The 25,070-nt window shown below is 61.0% G+C and carries 25 protein-coding genes; 14 read left to right on the forward strand and 11 right to left on the reverse strand.

Translation table 11 applies throughout. The features are described 5' to 3' along the window. From cysN to WH299_RS17745, 3 genes are all read right to left on the reverse strand, one after another. The coding region (gene cysN, locus WH299_RS17735; protein WP_339550914.1) for a sulfate adenylyltransferase subunit CysN at nucleotides 1-1,879 on the reverse strand (1,879 nt) is incomplete at its 3' end. A gap of 9 nt (nucleotides 1,880-1,888) precedes the next feature. Beyond that, complete coding sequence (gene cysD / locus WH299_RS17740; RefSeq protein WP_005784641.1) at nucleotides 1,889-2,806, reverse strand: sulfate adenylyltransferase subunit CysD; 918 nt, start codon at nucleotides 2,804-2,806, stop codon at nucleotides 1,889-1,891. Nucleotides 2,807-3,062: 256 nt separating this feature from the next. Beyond that, a complete protein-coding gene (locus WH299_RS17745) occupies nucleotides 3,063-3,821 on the reverse strand; it encodes a Nif3-like dinuclear metal center hexameric protein (protein WP_339550915.1) in 759 nt (252 codons plus the stop codon). Between the two features lie 101 nt (nucleotides 3,822-3,922). On the opposite strand from WH299_RS17745, the gene algW reads away from it, so the two are divergent. Then, nucleotides 3,923-5,077: a Do family serine endopeptidase AlgW gene (gene algW, locus WH299_RS17750; RefSeq protein WP_028618771.1), complete on the forward strand. Its 1,155-nt coding sequence runs from the start codon at nucleotides 3,923-3,925 to the stop codon at nucleotides 5,075-5,077. 112 nt (nucleotides 5,078-5,189) lie between these two features. Continuing rightward, complete coding sequence (locus tag WH299_RS17755) at nucleotides 5,190-7,286, forward strand: TonB-dependent siderophore receptor (protein WP_339550917.1); 2,097 nt, start codon at nucleotides 5,190-5,192, stop codon at nucleotides 7,284-7,286. 126 nt (nucleotides 7,287-7,412) lie between these two features. Here the strand turns inward: WH299_RS17755 and hemH are convergent, their stop codons facing one another. Both hemH and WH299_RS17765 read right to left on the reverse strand, forming a co-directional pair. Beyond that, nucleotides 7,413-8,438, reverse strand: a complete 1,026-nt coding sequence (gene hemH, locus WH299_RS17760; protein ID WP_126570458.1) for a ferrochelatase — start codon at nucleotides 8,436-8,438, stop codon at nucleotides 7,413-7,415. A gap of 14 nt (nucleotides 8,439-8,452) precedes the next feature. Further along, the gene (locus tag WH299_RS17765; protein ID WP_339550919.1) at nucleotides 8,453-9,352 is read right to left on the reverse strand and encodes a TIGR01777 family oxidoreductase; all 900 of its coding nucleotides are present in this window, start codon (nucleotides 9,350-9,352) and stop codon (nucleotides 8,453-8,455) included. 210 nt (nucleotides 9,353-9,562) lie between these two features. Between WH299_RS17765 and WH299_RS17770 the strand changes: the two genes are divergently transcribed. The 12 genes from WH299_RS17770 (at nucleotide 9,563) to WH299_RS17825 (ending at nucleotide 19,547) form a co-directional block, all read left to right on the forward strand. Continuing rightward, nucleotides 9,563-10,549: an NAD(P)/FAD-dependent oxidoreductase gene (locus tag WH299_RS17770; protein WP_028618767.1), complete on the forward strand. Its 987-nt coding sequence runs from the start codon at nucleotides 9,563-9,565 to the stop codon at nucleotides 10,547-10,549. Beyond that, nucleotides 10,546-10,761: a TIGR02450 family Trp-rich protein gene (locus WH299_RS17775; protein ID WP_122723673.1), complete on the forward strand. Its 216-nt coding sequence runs from the start codon at nucleotides 10,546-10,548 to the stop codon at nucleotides 10,759-10,761. Before WH299_RS17770 ends, WH299_RS17775 begins: the two co-directional genes overlap by 4 nt. Nucleotides 10,762-10,874: 113 nt before the next feature. Further along, nucleotides 10,875-11,834, forward strand: coding sequence for a YbgA family protein (locus WH299_RS17780; protein WP_122723672.1), 960 nt, complete (start codon nucleotides 10,875-10,877; stop codon nucleotides 11,832-11,834). A 3-nt stretch (nucleotides 11,835-11,837) separates the two neighbouring features. Then, entirely contained in the window at nucleotides 11,838-12,767 is a 930-nt protein-coding gene (locus tag WH299_RS17785) for a MerR family transcriptional regulator (protein ID WP_126570460.1), read from the forward strand. Next, nucleotides 12,768-14,213 carry a deoxyribodipyrimidine photo-lyase gene (gene phrB / locus WH299_RS17790; protein WP_339550921.1) on the forward strand — a complete coding sequence of 482 codons (1,446 nt, stop codon included), beginning with the start codon at nucleotides 12,768-12,770 and terminating at the stop codon, nucleotides 14,211-14,213. Beyond that, a complete protein-coding gene (locus WH299_RS17795; RefSeq protein ID WP_122723669.1) occupies nucleotides 14,206-14,628 on the forward strand; it encodes a nuclear transport factor 2 family protein in 423 nt (140 codons plus the stop codon). Before phrB ends, WH299_RS17795 begins: the two co-directional genes overlap by 8 nt. Then, entirely contained in the window at nucleotides 14,625-15,407 is a 783-nt protein-coding gene (locus WH299_RS17800) for an SDR family NAD(P)-dependent oxidoreductase (RefSeq protein WP_122723668.1), read from the forward strand. Before WH299_RS17795 ends, WH299_RS17800 begins: the two co-directional genes overlap by 4 nt. Further along, nucleotides 15,404-16,651 (forward strand): NAD(P)/FAD-dependent oxidoreductase, encoded by a 1,248-nt coding sequence (locus tag WH299_RS17805; protein ID WP_339550922.1) that lies wholly within the window; start codon nucleotides 15,404-15,406, stop codon nucleotides 16,649-16,651. Before WH299_RS17800 ends, WH299_RS17805 begins: the two co-directional genes overlap by 4 nt. After that, nucleotides 16,648-17,457 (forward strand): DUF1365 domain-containing protein, encoded by an 810-nt coding sequence (locus tag WH299_RS17810; RefSeq protein ID WP_028618759.1) that lies wholly within the window; start codon nucleotides 16,648-16,650, stop codon nucleotides 17,455-17,457. The genes WH299_RS17805 and WH299_RS17810 overlap by 4 nt, the downstream gene beginning before the upstream one ends. Continuing rightward, complete coding sequence (locus WH299_RS17815; RefSeq protein ID WP_028618758.1) at nucleotides 17,444-18,715, forward strand: SAM-dependent methyltransferase; 1,272 nt, start codon at nucleotides 17,444-17,446, stop codon at nucleotides 18,713-18,715. Before WH299_RS17810 ends, WH299_RS17815 begins: the two co-directional genes overlap by 14 nt. Then, nucleotides 18,708-19,187 carry a DUF2878 domain-containing protein gene (locus WH299_RS17820; protein WP_339550923.1) on the forward strand — a complete coding sequence of 160 codons (480 nt, stop codon included), beginning with the start codon at nucleotides 18,708-18,710 and terminating at the stop codon, nucleotides 19,185-19,187. The genes WH299_RS17815 and WH299_RS17820 overlap by 8 nt, the downstream gene beginning before the upstream one ends. A gap of 54 nt (nucleotides 19,188-19,241) precedes the next feature. Next, nucleotides 19,242-19,547 carry a YkgJ family cysteine cluster protein gene (locus WH299_RS17825; RefSeq protein ID WP_028618756.1) on the forward strand — a complete coding sequence of 102 codons (306 nt, stop codon included), beginning with the start codon at nucleotides 19,242-19,244 and terminating at the stop codon, nucleotides 19,545-19,547. 66 nt (nucleotides 19,548-19,613) lie between these two features. Here the strand turns inward: WH299_RS17825 and WH299_RS17830 are convergent, their stop codons facing one another. The 6 genes from WH299_RS17830 to hemA all read right to left on the reverse strand — a co-directional run bounded on the left by WH299_RS17830 (nucleotide 19,614) and on the right by hemA (nucleotide 24,980). After that, nucleotides 19,614-20,132 carry an acyloxyacyl hydrolase gene (locus WH299_RS17830; RefSeq protein ID WP_123478062.1) on the reverse strand — a complete coding sequence of 173 codons (519 nt, stop codon included), beginning with the start codon at nucleotides 20,130-20,132 and terminating at the stop codon, nucleotides 19,614-19,616. 112 nt (nucleotides 20,133-20,244) lie between these two features. Continuing rightward, nucleotides 20,245-21,039, reverse strand: coding sequence for a glutamate racemase (gene murI, locus WH299_RS17835; RefSeq protein WP_339550924.1), 795 nt, complete (start codon nucleotides 21,037-21,039; stop codon nucleotides 20,245-20,247). Then, a complete protein-coding gene (locus tag WH299_RS17840) occupies nucleotides 21,032-21,787 on the reverse strand; it encodes a molybdopterin-synthase adenylyltransferase MoeB (protein ID WP_122723664.1) in 756 nt (251 codons plus the stop codon). Before WH299_RS17840 ends, murI begins: the two co-directional genes overlap by 8 nt. Further along, on the reverse strand, nucleotides 21,781-22,611 hold the full coding sequence (prmC, locus tag WH299_RS17845) for a peptide chain release factor N(5)-glutamine methyltransferase (protein WP_122723663.1): 831 nt from the start codon (nucleotides 22,609-22,611) through the stop codon (nucleotides 21,781-21,783). Before prmC ends, WH299_RS17840 begins: the two co-directional genes overlap by 7 nt. Then, nucleotides 22,612-23,694 (reverse strand): peptide chain release factor 1, encoded by a 1,083-nt coding sequence (gene prfA / locus WH299_RS17850; RefSeq protein ID WP_095014625.1) that lies wholly within the window; start codon nucleotides 23,692-23,694, stop codon nucleotides 22,612-22,614. After that, the gene (gene hemA / locus WH299_RS17855) at nucleotides 23,691-24,980 is read right to left on the reverse strand and encodes a glutamyl-tRNA reductase (protein ID WP_123478056.1); all 1,290 of its coding nucleotides are present in this window, start codon (nucleotides 24,978-24,980) and stop codon (nucleotides 23,691-23,693) included. Before hemA ends, prfA begins: the two co-directional genes overlap by 4 nt. Between the last annotated feature and the right edge of the window lie 90 nt (nucleotides 24,981-25,070).

A 25,070-nucleotide genomic window follows, 5' to 3' on the forward strand; every position in this document is an offset into this window, starting at 1 on the left:
GCAACAGCTCCAGCACTTGCTTGACGCTTTCTTCCAACGACAAGGCCTGGGTGTCGATGACCAGATCGGCATTCAACGGCACGTCATACGGGAAGGACTCACCAGGGATGTTGTCCCCACCAGCAGCGTACAGCCCCTGCGGATCACGCTCGGCGCACACCAGCGGCGACGCCTGCACGTACACCGTCAGCAGGCGGTCGGCGCCGATGAGTGCTTTGGCCTGTTCACGGCCTTCGGCATCCGGGGCCACGAACGCGGCCAAGGTCAGCAGGCCCGCTTCGTTGAACTGACGCGCCACATGGGCGGCACGACGCCAGTTCTCGGTACGACCGGCCCGGTCCTGCGGCAAGCCCTTGTTCAGGTCGTGACGCAGGTTCTGGCCATCCAGCACGAACACCGCACGGCCCATGTCGAAGAGCTTGCGCTCAACCGCGTAGGCCAAGGTGCTCTTGCCAGCGCCCGACAGGCCGCTGAACAGCACGGTAGCCGGCTGCTGACCAAAGCGCAGTGCGCGCTCTTCGGTGGCGACGTGAGCCAGCTTGCCATGCTGCGCCGAGCTGCCGTGGGTGACCGGCGGCGCGATGATCATGCCCGCCGCCACGGTGCCGTTGGTCAAACGGTCGATGACAATGAACGCGCCAGTGGTGCGGTTGCTGTCGTAACCGTCCAGGGCGATGGCGGCGTCGAGGCTGACCTTGACCCGGCCGATCTCGTTCAACTGCAGCGAACTCGCCGGGCCTTCGGCCAGGGTGTTCACATCCACGCGGTGCACGATGCTGGTGATGGAACCCGGCACGTAGCTGGTGGCGCGCTTGATGTCGTATTTTTTGCCCGGCAGCATCGGCTCTTCCGCCATCCACACCAGCATGGCGTCGAAGGCATCGGTCACTTGCGGCACGTTGTCGGCGTGTACCAGCAGATCGCCACGGGAGATGTCGATCTCGTCTTCCATGGTCAGGGTCACGGCCTGGCCTGGGCCGGCGTGTTCCAGCTCACCTTCAAAGGTGACGATGGATTTGACGCGGCTGCTCTTACCCGACGGCAGCACCACGACTTCGTCGCCCTTGTGCACGATGCCACTGGCCAAGGTGCCGGCAAAACCACGGAAGTTCAGGTTCGGACGGTTGACGTACTGCACCGGGAAACGCAGGTCGGTGTAGTTGCGGTCGTTGGCGATCTCGACGGTCTCGAGGATCTCCATCAGCGACTGCCCGGTGTACCAAGGCGAACGCTCACTCTTGTTCACCACGTTGTCGCCCTTGAGCGCCGACATCGGCACGAACGCCAGGGTGCTCGGCTTGAACGCGATACCGTCGGCGAACTTCAGGTAATCGGCCTTGATCTGCTCGAATACGCTCTGGTCGAAGCCATTGATGTCCATCTTGTTGACGGCCACCACGATATGCTTGATGCCCAGCAAAGAGGCGATAAAGCTGTGGCGACGGGTCTGGGTCTGCACGCCATAACGCGCGTCAATCAGGATGATCGCCAGGTCACAGGTGGAGGCACCGGTGGCCATGTTGCGGGTGTACTGCTCATGGCCGGGGGTGTCGGCGATGATGAATTTGCGTTTGGCGGTGGAGAAGTAGCGGTAGGCAACGTCGATGGTGATGCCTTGCTCACGCTCGGCCTGCAGGCCGTCGACCAGCAGTGCCAGGTCGATATCATCGCCAGTGGTGCCGGACTTCTTCGAATCGCGGGTGATGGCTTCCAGGTGATCTTCGTAGATCATCTTGGAGTCGTGCAGCAGGCGCCCGATCAGGGTGCTCTTGCCGTCGTCGACGTTGCCGCAGGTCAGGAAGCGCAACATTTCCTTGCGCTCGTGCTGGCCCAGGTAGGCGAGGATGTCCTCGCTGATCAAATCAGATTGATGCGACATGACAGCCCCTTAGAAATAGCCTTGACGTTTTTTATCTTCCATCGAGCCTGCACCATCGTGGTCGATGACACGGCCCTGGCGCTCGGAAGTTCGCGTCAGGAGCATTTCCTGAATGATGTCCGTCAGCGTCTCGGCTTCGGACTCCACCGCGCCCGTCAACGGGTAGCAGCCAAGGGTACGGAAACGTACTTTCTTTTTGACGATTCGGGCTTTGTCTTCGTCGGACAGGTGCTCGAGGATGCGGTCGTCGTCGATCATGATCAACGTGCCGTTCTTCTCGATCACTTCACGCTCGGCGGCGAAGTACAGCGGCACGATCGGGATGCCTTCGAGGTAGATGTACTGCCAGATGTCCAGCTCGGTCCAGTTGGACAGCGGGAACACGCGGATGGACTCACCCTTGTTGACGTTGCCGTTGTAGACGTTCCACAGCTCGGGGCGCTGGTTTTTCGGGTCCCAGCGGTGTTTGCTGTCGCGGAATGAGTACACGCGCTCTTTGGCGCGGGACTTCTCTTCATCGCGACGGGCGCCGCCAAAGGCCGCATCGAAACCATGCTTGTCCAGGGCCTGTTTGAGGCCTTCGGTCTTCATGATGTCGGTGTGCTTGGCGCTGCCGTGGGTGAAGGGGTTGATGCCCTGCGCCACGCCGTCCGGGTTCACGTGGGTGATCAAGTCCAGGCCCAGCTCCTCGACCATCTTGTCGCGGAACTTGTACATCTCCTGGAATTTCCAGCGGGTGTCGACGTGCATCACCGGGAACGGCAGTTTGCCCGGGAAGAAGGCCTTGCGTGCCAGGTGCAGCATCACGGCGGAGTCTTTACCGATCGAGTAGAGCATCACCGGGTTGTCGAACTCGGCGGCGACCTCGCGGATGATGTGGATGCTTTCCGCCTCCAGCTGTTTCAGATGCGTCAGTTTGTCGACCATGGTTACTCACGGAAAAACGATCTTATGGACGGCCAGCGGGCCGTGTTCGAGCGGGGCATGCTAGCACAGCACCTGCTTCTATTCAGGGAGCCATCTAGATCGAAACGGCATATGAATATGCCCCATAGTTTGGCGTGGAACTCGGTCAAGTGTGGGAGCTGGCTTGCATGCGATGCAGGCACCTCGGTCATTCAGACAGATCGAGTTGATGCCATCGCAGGCAAGCCAGCTCCCACACTTTATCCCGTAGTGAGGCTCAGATCGGGTTAGGGCAATCGATGAAGAGATGCTCCAGCGCGAAGCGCCGCGCCAGGTAATCCCCTAGCGCCTGCACGCCATAACGCTCGGTGGCGTGGTGGCCGGCGGCGATGAAGCTGATGTCGTTTTCGCGGGCGCTGTGAAAAGTTTGCTCGGAGGCTTCGCCGCTCAGGTACAGGTCGACGCCGGCGGCGATCGCCTGATCGATGTAGCCCTGGCCACCGCCGGTGCACCAGCCGACACGGCGGATCATTTCGCTGCCTTCGATCAGCAGCGGTTCACGGCCCATGACCTCCTGCACACGGCGGGCGAAATCACGGGGCGACAGGGGCTCGGCAAGGGAGCCGACCAGGCCGACGATCTTGGGGTTGCTCGGGTCCAGCGAGCCTTCGACCGTGATATCCAACTGACGGGCAAGTTGCACGTTATTGCCGACATCGGGGTGCAAGTCCAGCGGCAGATGGTAGGCCAACAGGCTGATGTCGTGCTTGAGCAGCGTCTTGAGGCGACGCTGTTTCATCCCGGTGATGCAAGGGTTTTCGCCTTTCCAGAAATAGCCGTGGTGCACCAGGATCAAATCGGCCTGGGCTTCGACGGCCGCATCCAGCAAGGCCTGGCTTGCGGTCACGCCGCTGACGATGCGCATCACTTGAGGGCGGCCCTCGACCTGCAGGCCATTGGGGCAATAATCGGCAATTTTAGCGCTGCCAAGGTAGCGGTCCGCTTCCTCGACGAGGGTGGTAAGGGGGACGGCCATAAAAGACTCCTAAATATCCCGTTCGCAGGCGTCGCAGCCTCGTATAATGCGCGACATTATGGGCGCTCTCTCGCCCCCTGCAACCTGTCAGGACTTACTTGATGCTCAAGGCGCTGCGTTTTTTTGGATGGCCATTGTTGGCTGGCGTGCTGATCGCGATGCTGATTATTCAGCGTTACCCCGAGCTGGTGGGCCTGCCCAGCCTGGATGTGAACCTGCAACAGGCACCGCAGACCAGCGCGGTGGTGCAAGGCCCGGTGACTTATGCCGACGCGGTCACCATCGCCGCCCCGGCGGTGGTCAACCTGTACACGACCAAGGTCATCAACAAACCGGCGCACCCGCTGTTTGAAGACCCGCAGTTCCGCCGCTACTTCGGCGACAACGGGCCCAAGCAGCGGCGCATGGAATCCAGCTTGGGGTCGGGCGTGATCATGAGCCCCGAAGGCTACATCCTCACCAACAACCACGTGACCACCGGCGCCGACCAGATTGTGGTGGCCCTGCGCGACGGTCGCGAAACCCTGGCCCGCGTGGTGGGCAGCGACCCGGAAACCGACCTCGCGGTACTGAAGATCGACCTGAAAAGCCTGCCGTCCATCACCCTCGGTCGTTCCGATGGTTTGCGCGTCGGTGATGTGGCACTGGCCATCGGCAACCCGTTCGGCGTGGGCCAGACCGTGACCATGGGCATCATCAGCGCCACCGGGCGTAATCAGTTGGGCCTCAACAGCTACGAAGACTTCATTCAGACCGACGCGGCCATCAACCCGGGCAACTCAGGCGGTGCACTGGTGGATGCCAATGGCAACCTGACCGGTATCAACACGGCGATTTTCTCCAAGTCCGGCGGCTCACAGGGCATCGGCTTTGCGATCCCGGTGAAGCTGGCGATGGAAGTGATGAAGTCGATCATCGAGCACGGCCAGGTAATCCGCGGCTGGCTGGGGATTGAAGTGCAACCGTTGACCAAGGAGCTGGCCGAGTCGTTTGGCTTGACCGGACGCCCAGGCATCGTGGTCGCCGGGATCTTCCGCGACGGCCCGGCGCAGAAAGCCGGCCTGCAACTGGGCGATGTGATCCTCAGCATCAATGGCGAACCGGCCGGTGATGGCCGTAAGTCGATGAACCAGGTGGCGCGAATCAAGCCGACCGACAAGGTGGCGATCCAGGTGATGCGCAACGGCAAAGAGATCAAGTTGCTGGCGGAAATCGGGCTGCGTCCGCCGCCTGCACCGGTCAAGGAAGAGGAATAACCCGTCACTCACAGGTGCTCGTACGCGGGCACCTGTAAGCTTATATTTCAAAGCAATTCATTCTCATTGGTCATGTTATATTGTTTCAATACCGCTATTGGAACGCTCTATCATGCCGTCTCGAAGAATCGCCCCCTTGGCTGGCCTGGCCTTGGGTTTGCTGCTCGACCCCGCTTACGCCGAAGAAAACACCCTGGAACTCGACGCCATCAGCGTCACCACCGACGCCTATGAGTCCACCACCGGGCCCGTCAAAGGCTACCGCGCCACCCGTTCGGCCAGCGCGACAAAGACCGACACCGCGATTCGCGACATCCCACAGTCTATCAGCGTGATTCCCGCCACGGTGCTCAAAGACCTGGGCAGCAGCAACGTGGAGCGCGCCCTGGAGTTTGCCGGCGGCGTGTCCAAGCAGAACAACTTCGGTGGCCTGACACTCTACGAATACAGCGTGCGCGGCTTTACCACGTCGGAGTTCTATCAGGATGGCTTCAGCGCTAACCGTGGCTACCCGAGCACACCCGACGCGGCGAACATCGAGCGCATCGAAGTGCTCAAAGGGCCCGCCGCCAGCCTGTATGGCCGTGGCGATCCTGGCGGCACGGTGAATATCGTCACCAAGAAGCCCCAGCCTGAAGCCTTCACCACCCTGCAAACCAGCGCCGGCAGTTGGGACCGTTATCGCACTGCCATTGACGTCAACACCCCGCTGGACAGCGAAGGCAAGGTGCTGACTCGGGTCAACCTGGCGGTAGAAGACAACCACAGCTTCCGCGACCACGTGCAAAGCAAGCGGGTATTCGTCGCGCCTTCGTTCAGTTGGCAATTGGACCCGGACACCAGCCTGCTGGTGGAAAGCGAATTCGTCCGCCACAGCTCCACCTTCGACCGTGGCATTGTCGACGCCTCCGGCGTATCCCGCTCCACCTTCCTCGGCGAACCCAACGATGGCGATATCGACAACCACAACAACCGCATTCAGGCGACCCTCGAACACCACCTCAATGACGCCTGGAAACTGCGTCTGGCCAGCCACTACAAGCAAGGCAGCCTGTGGGGCGACGCCTCGGAAAACCGCGCGCTGAATGCCGACGGCCACACCATCGACCGCCGCTACCGCGAGCGCTCCACGGGTTGGCACGACAGCATCACCCAGCTTGAACTGCGGGGAATGTTCGATATCGGCAGTTGGCAGCACGAGTTGCTGATCGGCACCGAATACGAGGACTACCGCAAGAAAGAACGCGTCACTGCGATTGGCGGTAGCCGCTACCCCATCGACATCTACAATCCGGTTTACGGCAAGCCCAAACCCAACGGCGCGCGCTCCGGTACTGACTTCTTCGAACAGACCAAAAGCCACGCGCTGAACCTGCAAGACCAAATTATCTTCACCGACCGCCTGCGCGGTATGGTCGGTGCGCGCTTCGAACATTTCGAGCAGAGCATCGACGACTTCACGCGCAACCACGCCAAGAGCAAGCAGACCCACGACGCCTTTACCCAACGCGCCGGCCTGCTCTATCAGCTCACACCGCAACTCGGGGTGTTCGCCAATGCCTCAACGTCGTTCAAGCCCAATAGCGGCCTGGACGCCAACAACAAATCCTTCAAGCCCGAAGAAGGCGTGGGCTATGAAGTGGGAATCAAGAGCGAGCTGTTCGACGACCGCCTCAGCGCCACCCTCGCCGCCTTCCATATCGAGAAGGAAAACGTACTGACCCTGGACCCGGCCACCAACCTCAACCGCGCCGTGGGCAAGGCGCGCAGCCAGGGTTTTGACCTGCAACTGACCGGGCAAGTGACCGATGCCGTAAGGGTGATTGGTGCGTTTGCCTACATCGACGCTGAAGTGACCAAAGGCGATAAAGCCATTCCCGCCGGCAGCCGCATCCTTGGCGTGGCCAAGCACAGCGGCAGTCTGTTGGGGGTGTATGAGTTCCAGGATGGCGCGTTGCGCGGCTCGGACCTGGGCGCGGCGTTCACGTATGTAGGCGATCGTTCAGGGGAGGCCGGCACGAACTTTGAGTTGCCGGCCTATCACACCGTTGATCTGCTGGCCCATTACAAGGCTACGGACAACGTCACCGTGGGGCTGAACCTCAACAACCTGTTCGATGAGAAGTACTACGAGCGGTCGTACAGCAACTATTGGATCAATCCGGGTGAGCCGCGCAATCTCACGGTCAGCCTGACCCTGAATCTGTAAACACGGTCAAACCATGTGGGAGCAGGCTTGCCTGCGATAGCGGTGTATCAGCCAACAACTCTATCGGCTGACACTCCCTCATCGCGGGCAAGCGCGCTCCCACATTCTGATCTTCACTTGGTTCGGTTACAGCGTTGTCGGCGCCCGCTCGCACAAGGTATTGAGCGCCTTCGCCCACTGCGGATCATCATTCAGGCACGGCACCAATACTAACTCTTCCCCCCCAGCCTCGCGGAACTGCTCGAGCCCACGATCGCCGATTTCCTCCAGAGTCTCGATGCAGTCGGCGACAAACGCCGGGCACATCACCAGCAGCTTTTTCACGCCTTGCTTAGCCAGGGCTTCCAGGCGCGCTTCGGTGTAGGGTTCGATCCATTTGGCGCGGCCCAGGCGTGATTGGAACGCCACCGACCATTTATCTTCCGGCAAGCCCAGTCGTTCAGCAAAATCGCGGGCGACGCTGAAACATTGCGCGCGGTAGCAGGTTTTCAACACCTCAGGCGAGGCGTTCTTGCAGCAGTCGGCATCCTTGAAGCAATGCTGGCCTGTCGGGTCGAGTTTGGTCAGATGACGTTCTGGCAGGCCGTGGAAACTCAGCAGCAGGTGATCGTAATCCTGCTCCACATAGGAGCGGACACTCGCCGCGAGCGCATCGAGGTATTCCGGCTGGTCGTAGAACGGCTGCAAGATCGAGAACTGCACGCTCAGCTTCTTATCACGTACAACCCGCTTGGCCTCTTCAATCACCGTGGTCACAGTGCTGTCGGCGAACTGCGGGTACAGCGGCGCCAGGGTAACTTTGCGGATGCCCTGGGCGGCGAGGCGCGTCAGCACGCTTTCAATGGACGGTTCGCCGTAGCGCATCGCCAACTCCACCGGGCCTTGGGTCCACTGCGTGGTCATCTGCTGCTGCAAACGCCGGCTGAGCACCACCAACGGCGAACCCTCATCCCACCAGATGGAGGCGTAGGCGTGGGCCGACTGCTCGGGGCGCTTGATCAGGATCAACGACACCAGCAAGCGCCGCACCGGCCACGGCAGGTCGATCACATAAGGGTCCATCAGGAACTGATTGAGGTAGCTGCGCACATCGGCCACCGAAGTGGACTTTGGCGAGCCCAGGTTGACCAGTAACAACGCGTGATCCGTCATGCAACATCCTATCTCTAGAGGCGGCTGGACAAGTCATCCAGAGCCGCGCGCAACTCAGTGAACTGGAAAGTGTAACCGGCGGCCAACAAGCGCTCGGGCACCGCCTTCTGCCCGCCCAACAGCAGGCCGGACAATTCGCCCAGGCCCACCTTCAATGCAAAGGCCGGCATCGGCATGAACGCCGGGCGGTGCAACACCTGGCCCAGGGTTTTCGCAAACTCGCGATTGCGCACCGGGTGTGGCGCGCAGGCATTATAAGGACCACTGGCATCAGGCTTGTGCAGAAGAAAATCAATCAGGGCGATTTGATCCTTGATATGCACCCACGGCATCCACTGCCGACCATTGCCGATAGTCCCGCCCAGCGCCAGTTTGAAAGGCAGCAACAGCCGCGACAAAAAGCCGCCCTCGGCTGACAACACCAAACCGGTCCGCACCAACACCACGCGAATCCCTAACGCTTCAGCGCGTAGGGCGGTTTCTTCCCAGGCGATGCACAACTGGCTGGGGAAATCGTCCTGCACCGGGCCGCTGGCTTCGGTCAATTCGCGTTCGCCGCCGTCGCCGTACCAGCCCACCGCCGAACCGGAAATCAACACCGCTGGTTTTTGTTCCAAGCCTTCAAGCCACGCCAGCAAAGTTTCTGTAAGACTGATGCGGCTGCTCCACAACAGCGCCTTGCGCTTGTGAGTCCACGGGCGGTCAGCGATCGGCGCACCCGCCAGGTTAATGACCGCATCCACCGGGCCGATAACCTGTTGCAGGTGCTCAACGCCTGCGACTTGAGCGCCGCATCGCATGGCAACCTGTTCCGGATGACGGCTCCACACCGTCAGCCGATGACCCTGCGCGAGCCAGTGCTGGCAGAGTTGGTGGCCGATCAGGCCAGTACCGCCGGTCAGCAAAATGTGCATGGGATGTTCCTCATGTAACGTTCGCCGCCCATCGCTAGTCTATTTTATAAGCAGGGATCGATTTGAACGGGCGTAACATTGGATTAAGCCTCTGCTTTAACCATAGGTCACGCCGTAAGAACAGGTAAGCCAAAACTTATACCAAAAAACAATATTGTACAGCTATTGGTGTCGGCGTAGTCTGTACCCAACGGTAAAACGAGGCCCCCTATGACTGTTCCCATCGCGATCATCGGCACCGGCATCGCCGGTCTCTCCGCCGCCCGAGCGTTACGAGACGCGGGGCACGTTGTACAACTCTTCGATAAAAGCCGTGGCAGCGGTGGCCGCATGTCCAGCAAGCGCAGCGATGCCGGCTCCCTGGACATGGGCGCGCAATACTTCACCGCCCGCGACCGGCGCTTCGTCAACGAAGTGCAACGCTGGCAAAGCAATGGCTGGGCCGAGCAATGGAAACCCCAGCTGTACAACTTCAAGTCCGGCCAACTCACCCCCTCCCCCGATGAACAGATCCGCTGGGTCGGCACGCCGCGCATGAGCGCCATCACCCGCGCCCTGCTCGACGACCTGCCGGTGGAGTTCGGGTGCCGCATCACCGAGGTGTTTCAAGGCAAACAACACTGGAACCTGCTGGACGCCGACGGCGAAAACCACGGCCCGTTCAGCCACGTGATCATCGCCACCCCAGCACCCCAGGCCACCGCCCTGCTGGCTGCTGCGCCCAAGTTGGCCAGTGCCGCCGCCGGCGTGAAGATGGACCCAACCTGGGCCATCGCCCTGGCCTTCGAAAAGCCTCTGGATACGCCGATGGAAGGCTGTTTCGTGCAAGACAGCCCCCTCGATTGGCTCGCGCGCAACCGCAGCAAACCGGGGCGTGACACCCACCTCGACACGTGGGTACTGCACGCCACCAGCACGTGGAGCAAGGCCCATCTGGACCTGCCCAAGGAAGCGGTGATCGAACATCTGCATGGCGCCTTCGCCGAACTGCTGCACAGCGCCATGCCCGCGCCATCTTTCAGCCTGGCGCACCGCTGGCTCTATGCTCGACCGTCCAACAGCCATGAATTCGGCGTGCTGGCCGATGCCGACCTGGGCCTTTATGTATGTGGCGACTGGTGCCTGTCGGGCCGGGTCGAAGGGGCATGGCTCAGTGGCCAGGAAGCCGCGAGACGCTTGATCGAACACCTGCAATGAACCGCATCAATCCTGCAAAACTGCTGCTGTCGAAATGGACAGCAGCTCAGCCTCGCAACAAAGAAAAACACTTCTTGGTCACCGAACTGTTTCGGGATGCAGAAGGCGTCGTGCTGGAAATCGAACTGCAAGCCGTCATGACCCGTCGCGCCGAACGCTGCGCCTGGCAAACCCTGCAAAACGATGACGCCTGGAAAATCGGCTGGAAATAGCTGACCTGCAAAAAACTTGTACAAATAATTTGACTTGTACAGCATCGAACCTATGATGAGATTTAGTTGTACAAGACTTTAATTTTGTACAGGAATCTTGCAGAGGTTCGCTTATGTCCAGCACCACTAAACCGAAGATCGCCATCAGCGCCTGCCTATTGGGCGAGAACGTGCGCTTCAACGGCGGCCATAAACAATCCCTGTTGTGCAGCCAGACTCTCGCCGACTATTTCGACTTCGTGCCGCTGTGCCCCGAGGTCGCCATCGGCCTGGGCATTCCCCGCGAACCGATCCGCCTGGTGGGCGACCCGGCCCACCCGCAAGCCGTCGGCACGGTACACCGCGAACTGAACGTCACTCAGCCACTGGACGATTACGGCCGGCAGATGGCGTCGGAACACACCGACCTGTGCGGCTACATCTTCATGCAGAAGTCGCCGTCGTGCGGACTGGAGCGGGTCAAGGTGTACCGCGACAACGGCACCCCGGTCGACGGCGGCGGGCGTGGTATCTACGCCCAGGCGTTTTGTGCGCGTCACCCCAATCTGCCGGTGGAAGAAGACGGTCGATTGAATGACCCAGTGCTGCGGGAAAACTTCCTGACCCGCGTCTTCGTCTACGCCGATTGGCAACAGCTGCTGGCCGAAGGCCTGACCCGCCACCGGCTGCTGGCCTTTCATTCACGCTACAAATACCTGTTGATGGCCCACAGCCCGGCGCACTACAAAAGCCTCGGACACCTGCTGGGCAGCATGACCAAAGAGACCCACCTCGATGAACTGGCCACCTGTTACTTCAGCGACTTGATGACCGGCCTGAGCCAATGCGCCACCCGTGGCACCCATACCAACGTGCTGCAACACATCAGTGGTTACCTCAAACAAGTCATCAGTACCGACGACAAGCAGGAAATGCAGACCGTCATCGGCCAGTACCGCCAAGGCATCGTGCCGCTGGTGGTGCCATTGACCCTGCTCAAGCACCACTTTCGCCAACACCCGGACCGCTACATCGCGCAGCAGGCCTACCTGCAGCCGCACCCGGAAAACCTCAGCCTGCGAAATGCGATCTAGACCATGAAAGCTGTCCTGCAAGACGAACCCGGCGAAGACATCACCCAAGCCCTCGAAGACGGCTGGCTGCCAATCCGCGAAGTGGCGCGCCAGACCGGCGTCAACGCCGTGACCCTGCGCGCGTGGGAGCGCCGCTATGGCCTGATCGTGCCCCAGCGCACGCCTAAAGGTCATCGGTTGTTCAGCGCCGAACATGTCCAACGCATCCACACCATCCTCACCTGGCTCAATCGCGGCGTGCCGGTGAGTCAGGTCAAAGGCCTGATTGACTCAGCGCTCACTGTTCCCGATATCGTTGAAAACGAATGGCACACCCTGCGCCAGAGCCTTGTGCAAGCCATCAGCGAATTGGCCGAACGCCGCGTGGATGACGCCTTCAACCAAGCCATGGCGCTGTACCCGCCACGCACCTTGTGCGAGCAACTGCTGCTGCCACTGTTGCAGGAGCTGGAACAACGCTGGCAAGGCCAGTTCGGCGCGCAGATGGAGCGGGTGTTTTTCCTGTCCTGGCTGCGCAGCAAGTTCGGCGCGCGTATTTATCACAACAATCGTCAGCTGCATGGCGCGCCGTTGCTGTTGGTGAACCAGTCCGACGTTCCCCTGGAGCCGCACCTGTGGCTCAGCGCCTGGCTCGCCAGCAGTGCCGACTGCCCGGTAGAAGTATTCGACTGGCCGCTGCCTGCCGGTGAGCTGGCCCTGGCGGTAGAACACCTGCAACCGCGCGCGGTGCTGCTGTATTCGAGCAAGGCGCTCCACCTGTCGGCTTTCGCAAAACTTTTGGGTGGCGTCAGTTGCCCAAAATTGATGGTCGGACCAACGGTATGCATCCACCAGGCCGAGTTGACCGTATTAACCCAAGACATTCCTGATTTGTTCGTCGCCGAAGACCTGTTGTCGGCCCACCAGCTACTGATCCAGCGTGGACTTGTTTAAATGCATTTGATCTGGCTGCGCACCGACCTGCGCCTACACGACAACACCGCCCTGGCCGCCGCGAGCCAGCGGGGCCCGCTGGCGGCCGTGTACCTGATCACGCCGCAGCAATGGCTGGACCATGACGATGCGCCGTGCAAAGTGGACTTTTGGCTGCGCAACTTGCAAGACCTGAGCAAGACGCTGGGCGCGCTGAACATCCCCCTGCTGATTCGCACTGCGGCCACTTGGGATCAGGCACCCGACGTATTGAGCATGTTGTGCCGCGAGCTATCGGTGGAGTCAGTCCACGTCAACGAGGAATACGGCATCCACGAAAGTCGCCGAGACGCGGCCGTGTCCAAGGCCTTGGAAGCTGATGGCGTGACCTTCCACAGCTACCTCGACCAACTGTTCTTCCAGCCCGGCAGCGTGTTGACCAAGACCGGCACGTATTTCCAGGTGTTCAGCCAGTTCCGCAAGGTCTGCTACACCCGTCTGCACAGCGCGCTGCCGCGTATCATCGCAGCGCCAAAGGCCCAGGCACCGATCAAGCTGAACAGCGACCCGATCCCAAAGACGGTCGAAGGTTTCGAACCACCCAGCGATAGCCTGCGCGCCCTCTGGCCGGCCGGTGAAGACGAAGCCCGGCGGCGCCTCGACGCCTTTGCCGATCAACAAATCAGCTACTACAAAGACGAGCGCGACTTCCCCGCCAAGCCCGGCACCAGCCAGTTGTCCGCCTACCTTGCGGCGGGTGTGGTTTCGCCGCGTCAGTGCCTGCATGCCGCGCTGCAAACTAATGGCGGCGAGTTTGAAAGTGGCGACATGGGCGCCATCACCTGGATCAACGAGTTGCTCTGGCGTGAGTTCTACAAGCACATCCTGGTGGGTTACCCACGGGTTTCTCGTCACCGCGCTTTCCGCCCCGAAACCGAAGCCGTGGCCTGGCGCAATGCGCCCAAGGATCTCGCCGCCTGGCAGGAAGCGCGCACCGGCTTGCCAATCATCGACGCGGCCATGCGCCAACTGCTGGAAACCGGCTGGATGCACAACCGCCTGCGCATGGTGGTGGCAATGTTTCTGACCAAAAACCTGCTGATCGACTGGCGCGAAGGTGAGCGTTTCTTCATGCGCCACCTGATCGATGGCGACCTCGCCGCCAATAACGGCGGCTGGCAGTGGAGCTCATCCACCGGCACCGACTCGGCACCGTACTTCCGGATTTTCAGCCCGTTGAGCCAGTCGGAGAAATTCGACAGCGAGGGCATTTTCATCAAGCACTGGCTGCCGGAGTTGGCCGCACTGAATAAAAAAGAAGTGCACAACCCCGAAGCCGTCGACGGCTTGTTCGGCGTGGCCGACTACCCGCGTTCGATTGTCGACCTGAAAAAGTCCCGCGAACGCGCCCTGGCCGCCTTCCGCAGCCTGCCTTCGCGCCAAGTTGTCGGGGGCGAACATGAGTGACTTCCTGCGCCGCTTCGCCCAGGTCTTCGCCACGCTGGACAAGCACAATCTGCATTTGCTCGACAACCTGTACAGCCAGGACATCGCCTTTGCCGACCCGCTGCACGAAGTCCACGGCCTGCCCGCCATGCACCGTTACTTCGCAGAGCTGTACAGCAACGTCAGCCAACTGCGCTTCGACTTCCACGGCTTCGACCAGGTGGCCGAAGGCGAAGGTTACCTGCGCTGGAAAATGAGTTTCTGCCACCCGCGCCTGGCGGGCGGCAACGTCATCCGCGTGGAAGGCTGCTCGCACCTGATGTGGCGTGACAAGGTGTACCGCCATCGCGATTACTTCGATGCCGGTGCCCTGCTGTACGAACACTTGCCCGTACTGGGCCGCGTCATCAGTTGGCTGAAAAGGAGAATGGGATGAGCAGTACATCGCCCCGCCGTTATTGGCTGACTGGCGCCAGCAGTGGCATCGGGGCCGCATTGGCCGTGGAGTTGCTCAACAGCGGCGCCCACGTGGCGCTCAGCTCGCGCACCAAAGGGCCTTTGGAAGCGCTCGCGCAACGTTATCCCGGCCAGGTGATGGTGGTGGCGGGCGACCTGACCAACAGCCAGACCGTGCGTGAGATCGGCGAACATATTGGGGTGGTCTGGGGTTCGCTGGACACCGTGATCCTCAATGCCGGCACCTGTGAGTACGTGGACGCGCGGCAGTTTGATTCGTCCATCATCGAGCACGTCGTGCGCACCAACCTGCTGGCCAGCAGTTATTGCATCGAAGCCGCCCTTCCGTTGTTACGCGCCGGGCACACGCCGCACTTGGTGGGTGTCGCCAGCGCCGTGACCTACCTGCCGATGCCGCGCGCCGAAGCCTACGGTGCGTCAAAAGCCGGCCTGCGCTACCTGTTCGAATCCTTGCGCATCAGCCTGTCGCCGGAAAATATCGACGTCACGGTGATCAGTCCGGGTTTTGTCGACACGCCGTTGACCGAACGCAATGATTTCCCGATGCCACTCAGTTGGCCGGCGGACAAAGCCGCCAAACATATCTTCAATAAACTGGAAAAGCGTCCGCTGGAAATTGCCTTCCCCGCGTTGTTCATCGCCGCTCTCTGGCCACTGTCGAAACTGCCGAACCGCGCACAATTGGTCATTGGCAAGCGCATGTTGCGCAGCCAGCCGCCGAAGAAGGACGACCTGTGAAGATCGCCATCATCGGCAGCGGCATCGCAGGGCTGACCAGCGCCTACCTGCTCAGCCGCCAGCATGAGATCACGCTGTTCGAAGCGGGCGACCGCATCGGCGGGCATACCCACACGGTCAACGTGACCGTCGAGGGCCAAAGCTATGCGGTGGACACGGGCTTCATCGTATTCAACGACTGGACGTACCCCAACTTCATCCGCCTGTTGGGACAGATCGGGGTAACGTACAAACCTACCGAGATGAGCTTTTCGGTGTGCGACGAGCACACTCGGTTCGAATACAACGGTAATAACCTCAACAGCTTGTTTGCCCAGCGCCGCAATATTTTGTCGCCGAGGTTCTGGGGCATGCTGCGTGACATCTTGCGCTTCAATCGCCAGGCGCCGCTCGACCTGCAGGAACAGCGCATCAGCGCCGAGATGACCCTGGGCGACTACCTCGACGCCAACGGTTACGGCGAGCGGTTTATCCGCCATTACATCGTACCGATGGGCGCGGCGATCTGGTCGATGTCGCTGGCCGACATGCTGGGTTTCCCCTTGCAGTTCTTCGTGCGTTTCTTCAAGAACCACGGTTTGCTGTCGGTGAGCAACCGCCCACAATGGTGCGTGATCGAGGGGGGGTCCAGCCGCTACATCGAACCGCTGACCCGCAGCTTTCGTGAACAGATCCGCCTCAATTGCCCTGTGCATAACGTCGAGCGCACCGACGACGGCGTGGTTATCCACAGCCCGGCCGGCAGCGAGGCATTTGATCGTGTGGTCTTCGCCTGCCACAGCGACCAGGCCCTGGCGTTATTGGCCGACCCGAGCCAGGCCGAACAAGACATCCTGGGTGCCCTGCCCTACGCCGACAACGACGTGGTGCTGCACACCGACACTCGCCTGCTGCCCGATCGCAAACTGGCCTGGGCCAGCTGGAACTACCGGCTCAGCGGCACTGCGCAGAAGCAGGCGGCAGTGACCTATGACATGAACATCCTGCAAGGCATCGACAGCGCCACCACCTTTTGCGTCAGCCTCAACCAGACGACGATGATCAACCCGCTGAAAGTGCTTGCCCGCTACACCTACGCCCACCCGCAATACAGCCTGGCGGCGGTGGCAGCTCAAGGGCGTCGGGAAGAAATATCCGGCGTGCGCAATACCTTTTATTGCGGCGCCTACTGGGCCAACGGTTTTCACGAAGACGGCGTGGTCAGCGCGCTGCACGTGGCTCAAGCCTTTGGGGAAACCCTGTGAACAGCGCCCTGTACAGCGGCTGGATTGCCCATCGCCGGTTTGCGCCCAAGGCCCATGCCTTTCGCTACCGCATCGGCTTGCTGTACCTGGATTTGAGCGAAGAACACGAAGTGCTTGGCCTTTCGCCCCTGGCCGGGCGTAGCCGCCTGGCGCCCTTCGGTTTTCGCCAGCAGGACTATCTGCGTGAATTGACGCGCACCGGCATCAGCTTGAGTGATGCCGTGCGCCAGGAAGTCGGCAAGGCACTGGGGCGTACACCCCAGGGCGTTATCTGCCTACTGACCCAGGCCCGCAGTTGGGGCCTGGCTTTTAACCCCGTGAGTTTCTTCTACTGCTTCGAGGCCGACGGACGTCTGGCCGCGATCCTGTGTGAAGTGACCAACACCCCGTGGCGCGAGCGTTATCACTACGTGTTGCCGGCCCTGGCCCTGGGCACGGATGAGCACCAGCATTTCGCCGTGGCCAAGGCCTTCCATGTGTCGCCGTTCTTGCCGCGCGACTTGGAATACCGCATGAGCTTCAGCCCGCCCGCCGCCAAACTCGGCGTGCACATGGCTGACTGGCAAGGCGAATTGAAAGTCTTCGACGCCACCTTGAGCCTGCAAAAAGAGACGCTCAACCGTGCCAGCCTGCACCGCTACCTATGGCGCTTTCCGTGGATGACCGCCAAGACGTGTCTCGCGATCTATTGGCAGGCCCTGCGCCTGTTGCTCAAACGCACACCGATTTTTTCCCACCGGGCCGCCGATGGCGCCTCTCGCACTGCAGTCGGGTACACCAAGGATCGCCGCCATGAAATCCCCTAGTTTATCGGTCAAGACCCATCGCCTGAACGTCAACGGCATGACTGCCGCGCTGCTGCGCAAAGCCGTGCTGCGTCAACTCAGCCAATTGCGCCATGGTCAATTGGTGGTGATCGAAGACGGCGAGCGGCAAGTCTTCGGCGCACGCGAAGCGCACCTGCTGGGCGAAATCCAGATCCTTGATTCGGCCGTGTGGGGCCTGGTGGCGGCCAACGGTTCCATCGGTGCCGGCGAGGCATTTATCCACGGTTACTGGAGCAGCCCGGACCTCACGGCAGTGGTTCGCGTGATGGTCAGCAACCTCGACGTACTCGACGCGATGGAAGGCGGCCTGGCACGCCTGGCACGCCCCTTCACCCAGGGCCTGCACTGGCTCAACCGCAATACGCGCAAGGGCTCGCAGAAGAACATCGCCGCCCACTACGACCTGGGCAATGACCTGTTCGAAGAATTCCTCGACCCGACCATGATGTACTCGGCGGCTCAATTCCTGACCGCCGACGACACCCTGGAACAGGCGCAATTGAACAAGCTGGAGCGCATCTGTCAGAAACTCGCCCTCAAGCCCGGCGACCACCTGCTGGAGATCGGCACCGGCTGGGGCAGCATGGCGCTGTACGCGGCGCAGCATTATGGCTGCAAGGTCACCACCACGACTTTGTCCAAGGAACAGTTCGCCTACACCGAAAAACGCATCGCAGCCCTGGGCTTGCAAGAGCAGGTCACGCTGCTGCTGCAGGACTACCGCGACCTTACTGGCCAGTACGACAAGTTGGTGTCGATTGAGATGATCGAGGCGGTGGGCCATCGCTTTCTGCCGACCTACTTCAAACAGTGCGCGCACTTGCTCAAGAGCGACGGCCTGATGTTGCTGCAAGCCATCACCATTCGTGAGCAACGCTTTGAACAGGCCAAGCGCAGCGTGGATTTTATCCAGCGCTACATCTTCCCCGGCGGCGCCCTGCCCTGCGTGCAGAACATGCTGCACATCGTCAGCCGCGATACCGATATGAACCTGCTGCACATGGAGGATTTTGGCCTGCATTACGCGCGAACCCTGCGCCTGTGGCATGAGAATTTTCGCCGCGCCCACGGTCGCCTCGCCGAACTGGGCTACGACGAGTATTTCCTGCGCCTGTGGGAGTTTTACCTGTGTTACTGCGAGGGTGGCTTTATGGAGCGCACCATCGGCACGGCGCAATTGCTGCTGGCCAAACCTTCGGCGATCAACCCGCCGCTGCTCGGTCGCTTCAGTGCTTAAGACCCTGGCCAACGCCGCGCTCTTTCAGTGCGGCTGGTTTGCCTGCGTACTCGGCGGTGACAGTGCATGGTTATTCGTTGGGCTGGCGGTGCTGGCCATTCATCTGTTGTGGATAAGTTCGTGGGCCGCAGACGCCAGGCTGATCCTCATTGTTACCGTCGTGGGTACGCTATTGGACACTGCGTTGCGCACGCTGGGTGTGTTTCAGTTCACCGAGCCGGGCCCGCTGATTCCCTTCTGGTTGATCCTGTTATGGGCGTTGCTGGCGACCACGTTGCGCCATTGCCTGGCCTGGAGCGCCCGCCCCTGGTGGCGTGCGGCGGTACTGGGCGCATTCGGCGGCCCGCTTTCCTACTACGCCGGCAGCCAATTGGCGGGGGTGCAGTTTGGTTATGGGCTCGCCCCCACGATGGCGACGCTGGTGCTGCTGTGGGCCTTGGTATTTGTGGGGTTGCATCGGTTGGCGCGCTGACGTCTGTCAGTCGTTTCACACCTGCGTCACCCGCTTGCCTTACACTGCGCGCCTATGACCAACATCCCTCACACCCAAATCACCGAATCCGCGGTCACCTGCTCGACCTGCGCGGCTTGCTGCTGCCAGCTGGAAGTCATGCTGATCACCGACACCGGCGTGCCGGAGCGCTATATCGACACTGATGACTGGGGCGGCGAAGTGATGCTGCGCCTGGACGACGGCTGGTGCGCGGCGCTGGATCGGGACACGATGATGTGCACGATCTATGAGCGACGGCCGCTGATCTGCCGGGAGTTCGAGATGGGGGCGCCGGAGTGCCTGACCGAGCGCGAAGGGATCGCAACGGCCTACCGCTGATCGTCTGGTGAGTGGAGCTCTAAATGTGGGAGCGGGCTTGCTCGCTCCCACAAGGGTTCTCCGCTGTTACAGCGGCAAGGTGTAGTGCACCGAGTAACTCTCGACCCCATCGTTATTGCTGCTGATGCCCGCGTTGGAATAATGCGTGGCACGAATGCCCACTTCATGCCCGCCCGCGAAGCGCAGGCCGAAGCCCAATCGGTCTTCGAACTGGAAAGCCTGGCCGATGTTGTTGTCTTCCAATTTGGTGCGCGAGAACACCGCTACGCCAATCCCCGCTTCGATGTACGGCTTGACCTTCTCCCCGGCAAACTCATACACAAACACCGGCGAGAACGACAGGCTGCTGGCGCTGGCACGTTTGTCACCATCCCAATAGGTGTAGGCGCCGCTCCAGTAACCGGTCAGTCGACCGGTGTCGCTCTGCCACCAGCTTTTGTCCCAGTCCGATGTCAGCCCCAGCCGATAAGTCATGGTCGAATCGCTGGTGCTCCCCACACCGAATTCCAGGCCAGCAGCCTGTGCCGAAACAGAGTGCCCCACTACAGCGGCCGCAATCGCGGCCAAACAGAACAAGCGCTTCATAAGAAACATCCTTTCCAAACGAAGTTATAGAATTTTTTACAGGCAATCTCGCTATAGAAGCTGGCGTGTAGTCAGAAGTTCCAGCTTATAACGCCGATATTTCACGAATTTTTCACGAAGCGAAGCTTCGCACATCGCCCGGATATTTCCATAGTGTCGGTAGGATATTTCTTAAGTGATACATATCGCCGCTGGTCCAGAACTGCGCAGGTTCTGGATTACCGTCGGCCAGCAACTCGCGCTCGCCCAGCAAACGCTTGAGCTGGCGGGCCACGGCGGCACCGGTGTCGATGAGAATGATGCTGGGGGGCAGCATCTGCGCCAGGAGTGGCTTGAGGAAGGGATAGTGGGTGCAACCGAGGATGATGGTGTCGCAGCCGGCGCTGAGCAGTGGTTCGATGTAACCCTGCAACATCTGGCGCAGGGCTGGGCTGGTCAGGTCACCGCTTTCAATCAACTCGACCAGGCCTGGGCAAGGCTGGGTGATGACCTTCACATCGGTGGCAAAACGGTCGAGCAAGGCGGCAAACTTGGCGCTTTGCAGCGTGCCGGTGGTGGCAAGCACCCCGACAACGCCACTACGAGTAGCAGCGGCTGCGGGCTTGACGGCGGGCTCCATGCCCACCAGCGGCCAGTCGGGAAAATCCAGGCGCAGGTCGGCGACAGCGGCGACGGTGGCTGTATTACAGGCAATCACGAACGCCTTGGCGCCCTGCTCCCGGAAAAACGCTGCCACCCGCCGCGAACGCTCGAGGATAAACGCCGGGCTTTTCTCGCCGTAAGGGATGTGCCCGCAATCGGCCACGTACAGCAGTGATTCGTGGGGCAGCAGTTGCTGGATTTCCTCCAGCACGGTCAATCCGCCGATACCGGAGTCGAACACACCGATCGGCGCGCCCTTATCCATGTTGCGTCCCGCACACGCTGCAACCGGGGTCACGTTTGACGCGCAACTCGCGAAAGCGCGTGGTCAAGGCATCGATCAGCAACAAACGGCCCACCAGAGGCTCACCGAAACCAGCCAGCAGTTTCAAGGCTTCCAACGCTTGCAGGCTACCGACCAGCCCCACCAGCGGGCCGACCACGCCGGCTTCACTGCAGGTCAGTTCGGTATCGCTGCCGTGCCCGTATAAACAGTGGTAGCACGGGCTCTCTTCGCGGCGCGGGTCGAACACCGACAGTTGCCCTTCAAGGCGAATGGCGGCACCGCTGATCAAAGGTTTGCCCGCCGCAACGCAAGCCGCGTTGACCGCTTCGCGGGTGGAGAAGTTGTCGCTGCAATCGAGCACCACGTCCACCGCTTCGACCGCTGCTGCCAGTGAATCGGCATCCAGCGCGGTGCGATGGGCAATCAACGTGATTTCGGGGTTGATGGCCGTCAGGCGGCGCAGGGCCGAATCGACTTTGGTCTGCCCGACGCTGTCGGTGTCATGGATGATCTGGCGTTGCAGGTTGGTCAGGTCGACGGTGTCGAAGTCCGCCAGATGCAGTTCGCCCACGCCCGCCGCCGCCAGGTACAGCGCAACGGGCGCGCCCAGGCCACCGAGACCGACGATCAAGGCACGGCCGTTTTTCAGGCGCAATTGGCCGTCAATGTCGACATGTTGCAACAGAATCTGTCGGCTATAGCGCAACAGCTCCTGATCGGTCAGCACGGCCGGCGTCCCAGGGTGATGCGCTCGTGGCCGCCGAGGTCGATGCGGCTGTGAACCTCTTCAAAGCCTTCCCTCAACAGCAGGTCGCGCACGGCCGGCGCCTGGTCGTAACCGTGCTCCAGCAGCAGTCGCCCGCCGGCATTCAGGTGGGCGGGGGCTTCTTTGATGATCAACCGCAGGTCGTCCAACCCGTCATGGCCAGCCACCAATGCGCTAGCCGGCTCAAAACGCACATCGCCCGCCACCAGGTGCGGATCATTGGCGGCAATGTAAGGCGGGTTGCTGATGATCAGATCATAGGTATGACCTTGCAGTGCACTGAACCAATGGCTGTTCAGCACCATTGCGTTGTTAAGGTGCAGGCGCTGGCGATTGCGCTCGGCCAGTGCCACCGCTTCCAACACTCGGTCGACGGCGGTGACTTGCCAGGCAGGGCGCTCGCTGGCCAGGGCCAAGGCGATGGCACCGCTGCCGGTGCCCAGGTCGAGGACCTTGGCGGGCGTGGCCGGTAACAATTCCAGGGCCGCTTCCACCAGCAATTCAGTGTCCGGACGCGGGATCAGCGTGTGGGGCGCGACCTCCAGGTCCAGCTTCCAGAAACCTTGCTGGCCGAGAATATACGCCACCGGCTCACCGCCACGACGACGTTGCAGGTAGCCGGCAAAAGTCAGCGCGTCTTCACTGGTGACGATTTTCTCGGGCCAGGTGTGCAAGTAGCTGCGCGACTTGCCCAGAGCCGCCGCCAACAACAATTCGGCATCCAGACGCGCAGTGGGCGAATCCGGAAGGTCAGCGGCGCGCAGCAGGCTGGCGATGATGGTCATTTATTCACCTATCGCCGCGAGTTGATCCGCCTGGTATTCGGCGAGCAATGGCTCGATCACGGCGTCTACGCCACCGGCGAGAATCTCGTCCAGGGAGTAAAGCGTGAGGTTGACCCGGTGGTCGGTGACCCGGCCCTGGGCAAAGTTGTAGGTGCGGATGCGCTCGGAGCGGTCGCCCGAGCCCACCAACAGCTTGCGCTCGCTGGCAATCGCGTTGGCGGCGGCGCTGGTCTGCTGGTCGTTGAGCTTGGCCGACAGCCAGGACATGGCCCGCGCACGGTTCTTGTGTTGGGAACGCTCTTCCTGGCACTCCACCACGATGCCCGACGGCAAGTGAGTGATGCGGATGGCGGAGTCGGTCTTGTTGACGTGCTGACCGCCAGCGCCCGACGAGCGATAAGTGTCGACGCGCAAGTCGGCCGGGTTGATCTCGATGGCTTCCTGCTCGTCCGGCTCAGGCAGCACGGCCACGGTGCAAGCGGACGTGTGGATTCGGCCCTGGGACTCGGTCGCCGGCACGCGTTGTACGCGGTGTGCGCCGGACTCGAACTTGAGCTTGCCGTAGACGTTATCGCCTTCAACCCGCGCGATGACTTCTTTATAGCCGCCGTGCTCGCCTTCGTTCTCGGACAGGATTTCTACCCGCCAGCCGCGGCGCTCGGCATACCGCGAATACATGCGGAACAGGTCGCCGGAGAAGATCGCTGCTTCGTCGCCGCCAGTGCCGGCACGGATTTCGAGGAATACGTTGCGCCCGTCGTTCGGGTCCTTCGGCAGCAGCATGCGTTGCAGGTCGCCTTCCAGCGCGGCCAGCTTTTCCTTGGCTTCGCGGACTTCTTCCACGGCCATTTCACGCATGTCCGGGTCGCTATCCTTGAGCAGCGCCTGGGCGCCTTCGAGGTCGGCCTGGGTTTTAAGCCACTGCCCATAGGTGGTCACAATCGGCTCAACTTCCGCGTATTCCTTGGAATACGTACGGAATTTGGCCTGATCAGAGATGACTTCGCCATCGCCGAGCAGGGCGGTCAGTTCTTCGAAACGGTCCTGGAGCACGTCCAGTTTATTGAGCAGTGACGCTTTCATTGCGGTTTTTTATCCGAAGAGCTATCTGACGCGCCCTCACCGAGGGCAAAGAGTTCCTGGGCCATGGCCAGCGCATCGAGGCGGCCTTCGGCGGTAAGCTTTTTTAATTGTACGCTGGGCGCGTGGAGCAGCTTGTTGGTAAGACCGCGCGCCAGTTGCATCAGCACTTCTTCGGCGCTGCTGCCGTTGGCCAGCAAGCGCTGGGCCTTGATCAACTCCTCGTCGCGCAGGCGTTCGCCCTGCTGACGATACGCCTTGAGCACATCCACCGCCGCCAATTCACGCAGGCGCACCATGAATTCTTCGGCGCCCGTGCTGACCATCTCTTCAGCAGCCTGGGCGGCGCCCTGACGGCTCTTGAGGTTTTCGGCGACCACTTCGTGCAGATCGTCGACGCTATAGAGGTAAACGTCGTCCAACTCGCCGACTTCGGGTTCGATATCCCGAGGAACGGCGATATCCACCATAAAGATCGGTTTGTGTTTGCGCAGCTTCAATGCGCTCTCGACCGCGCCCTTGCCAAGAATCGGCAACTGGCTGGCGGTGGAGCTGATGACGATATCGCTGCGCACCAGTTCGGCCGGGATATCCGCCAGCAACACGGCATGCGCGCCGAACTGCTCGGCAAGGATGCTCGCACGCTCCAGGGTGCGGTTGGCGACAACAATGCGCTTCACGCCCAGATCGTGCAGGTGACGGGCGACCAGGGTGATAGTCTCACCAGCGCCGATCAGCAGGGCCTGGCTGCGCTGCAAGTCACTGAAAATCTGTTTGGCCAGACTGACGGCAGCAAACGCCACGGACACCGGGTTTTCACCGATGGCCGTATCGGTGCGCACTTGCTTGGCGGAATTGAACGTCGCCTGGAACAGCCGGCCCAGCAGCGGGCCGACGGTGCCAGCCTCACGCGCCACGGCGTAGGCGGATTTCATCTGGCCGAGGATCTGCGGTTCGCCCAACACCAGCGAATCGAGACCGGATGCCACACGCATCATGTGACGAACTGCCGCATCCTCTTCGTGCACATAAGCGCTCGCGCGCAGGTCGTCGAGGCTTAAATGGTGGTAATCGGCCAGCCAGCGCAGTACCACATCCGCTGAAAGATGTTCCTGCTCTATATAAAGCTCGCTGCGATTGCAGGTCGAAAGGATCGCAGCTTCGCGACTGTCGGTGAGCCGGCAGAGCTGCTGCAGGGCCTCAACCAACTGCTCTGGCGTAAACGCCACGCGCTCGCGCACGTCTACGGAGGCAGTCTTGTGGTTAATACCGAGTGCGAGGAAGGCCATTCAATATCGCTGATGATGTCGGGAAGCCGACAATTGTCCTACTTCGAAAGATTCAGAACAACCACCGTAAGCTATTGTCCTAATGCCTTG

This window comes from Pseudomonas sp. MYb541 (assembly GCF_037479595.1).
Taxonomy (GTDB): Bacteria; Pseudomonadota; Gammaproteobacteria; order Pseudomonadales; family Pseudomonadaceae; genus Aquipseudomonas; species Aquipseudomonas canadensis.